The sequence below is a fragment of the Ensifer sp. genome (genome assembly GCF_035999185.1).
In the GTDB taxonomy this organism is placed as follows: Bacteria; Pseudomonadota; Alphaproteobacteria; order Rhizobiales; family Rhizobiaceae; genus Ensifer.
This window is the reverse complement of record NZ_DASYHB010000217.1, coordinates 1-2,231: the sequence shown is the minus strand read 5'-3', so window position 1 is coordinate 2,231 and position 2,231 is coordinate 1. Positions and strand designations below refer to the sequence as shown.

The 2,231-nt window shown below is 61.0% G+C and carries 2 protein-coding genes and 1 pseudogene; all 3 read left to right on the top strand.

Translation table 11 applies throughout. The features are described from left to right. Nucleotides 1–129: pseudogene (locus VGO04_RS31475) on the top strand (carbohydrate ABC transporter substrate-binding protein); the annotation flags it as partial. Between the two features lie 205 nt (nucleotides 130–334). Continuing rightward, nucleotides 335–1,243, top strand: coding sequence for a sugar ABC transporter permease (locus VGO04_RS31470; protein WP_327499916.1), 909 nt, complete (start codon nucleotides 335–337; stop codon nucleotides 1,241–1,243). A 19-nt stretch (nucleotides 1,244–1,262) separates the two neighbouring features. Next, complete coding sequence (locus VGO04_RS31465; protein ID WP_414650639.1) at nucleotides 1,263–2,186, top strand: carbohydrate ABC transporter permease; 924 nt, start codon at nucleotides 1,263–1,265, stop codon at nucleotides 2,184–2,186. The last annotated feature ends 45 nt before the right edge of the window (nucleotides 2,187–2,231 follow it).

Genomic DNA, 2,231 nt, shown 5'->3' with positions numbered 1-2,231 from the left:
GACCAGCTGCTTTCGGCCGACAGCCAGAAGCAGAAGGAGGACCTGTTCTCCGAATTCTTCGCCAACCCGTCGATCACGCCGGAAGACGCGCAGAAGCGCTTCGCCGACATCATCGCCGCGGCGGAGTAACCGCAACTGCCTTGGCCAGCCTTGCTTCGGCAAGGTTGGTCAGGCCTCCCATGCGGCACGGTGCGTCCGTGCCGGCAGTCGGTGCGTGACGTGCGCGCGGATCGCTTGGGAGTGGTTGTCGCCCTGATGAGGCACGACGCCGGCGCCATTTTCGCGCGGCGCTGCCCATCGTCCGAAACCCAATGCAGTTCCGGAGGAACGAAACATGGCGGGTCACACACAGAGTTCGGGTCGGCCGAACCAGTGGCTGCGGAACCTGAACGCGAAGATTGCCTCCGTCCCGATGATCCTGACGGCCGTGGTGATCTTCCTCGGTGGCACGATCTGGACGGTCGTCTATTCCTTCACCAATTCCAAGCTCTTGCCGCGGCTGTCCTTCGTCGGCCTCGATCAATACGAACGGCTGTGGGCAGCGCCCCGCTGGCTGATCTCAGTGCAGAACCTTGCCATCTACGGCATCTTCTCGCTGATCTTCAGCCTGCTGATCGGCTTCGTGCTAGCGGCGCTGATGGACCAGAAGATCCGCTTCGAAAACACCTTCCGCACCATCATGCTCTACCCCTTCGCGCTGTCCTTCATCGTGACGGGACTGGTGTGGCAATGGCTGCTCAACCCGGAATTCGGCATCCAGTCAGTGGTGCGTTCGGCAGGCTGGGAGAGCTTCACCTTCGATCCGCTCTATAATGCGAACATCGTCATCTACGGCATCCTGATTGCCGCCCTCTGGCAGGGCACCGGGCTCGTCATGTGCCTGATGCTTGCGGGGCTTCGCGGTATCGACGAAGACATCTGGAAAGCCGCGCGCGTCGACGGCATTCCGATGTGGAAGACCTACATCTTCGTCGTCATCCCGATGATGCGCGGCGTCTTCGTCACCACGCTGGTGATCATCGCCAGCGGCATCGTCAAGGTCTACGACCTGGTCGTGGCGCAGACGAGCGGCGGTCCCGGCATCGCGTCGGAAGTGCCGGCAAAATACGTCTACGACTACATGTTCCAGGCGCAGAACCTTGGCCAGGGCTTCGCCGCCTCGACCATGATGCTCATAACTGTTGCCATCATCATCGTGCCTTGGGCCTATCTGGAATTCGGGGGAGGGCGCAAGCGTGTCTGATATCGTTGCTTTCAATGCGGTGACTGACGAGGCCGCACCCAAGGCGCAAGCCGCCCAGGTGCTTGCCGGACCGCGCGGGCGCAAACCCCGCCGGGCGCTCTCGGGCCGCAACATCATGGTCTACGGTACCCTGATTGTCGTCGCGCTCTACTACCTGTTGCCGCTCTACGTGATGGTGATGACCTCGCTCAAGGGCATGCCGGAAATCCGGCTTGGCAACATCTTTGCGCCACCGGTCGAAATCACCTTCGAACCCTGGGTCAAGGCCTGGGCGAGCGCCTGCACGGGCTTGAACTGCGACGGGCTTTCGCGCGGGTTCTGGAACTCGGTGCGCATCACCGTTCCCTCGACGATCATCTCGATCGCGATCGCCTCGGTCAACGGCTATGCGCTTGCCAACTGGCGCTTCAAGGGTGCGGAGCTGTTCTTCACCATCCTGATCGTCGGCGCCTTCATTCCCTATCAGGTGATGATCTATCCGATCGTCATCGTGCTCAGGGAAATGGGCATCTACGGCACGCTGACCGGCCTCATCCTCGTGCACACCATCTTCGGCATGCCGATCCTGACGCTGCTCTTCCGCAACTATTTCGCCGGCCTGCCGGAGGAGCTGTTCAAGGCGGCGCGCGTCGATGGCGCGGGGTTCTGGACGATCTACTTCAAGATCATGCTGCCGATGTCGCTGCCGATCTTCGTCGTGGCGATGATCCTGCAGGTCACCGGCATCTGGAACGACTTCCTGTTCGGCGTCGTGTTCACCCGGCCGGAATATTACCCGATGACGGTTCAGCTCAACAACATCGTCAACTCGGTCCAGGGCGTGAAGGAATACAACGTCAACATGGCGGCGACGATCCTGACGGGCGCCGTGCCGCTCTTCGTCTACTTCGTCTCCGGACGGCTTTTTGTCCGCGGCATCGCCGCCGGCGCAGTGAAAGGGTAACAACATGCAAAACGTCAGCGTATCGGTAAAAGACCTGTCGTTGAG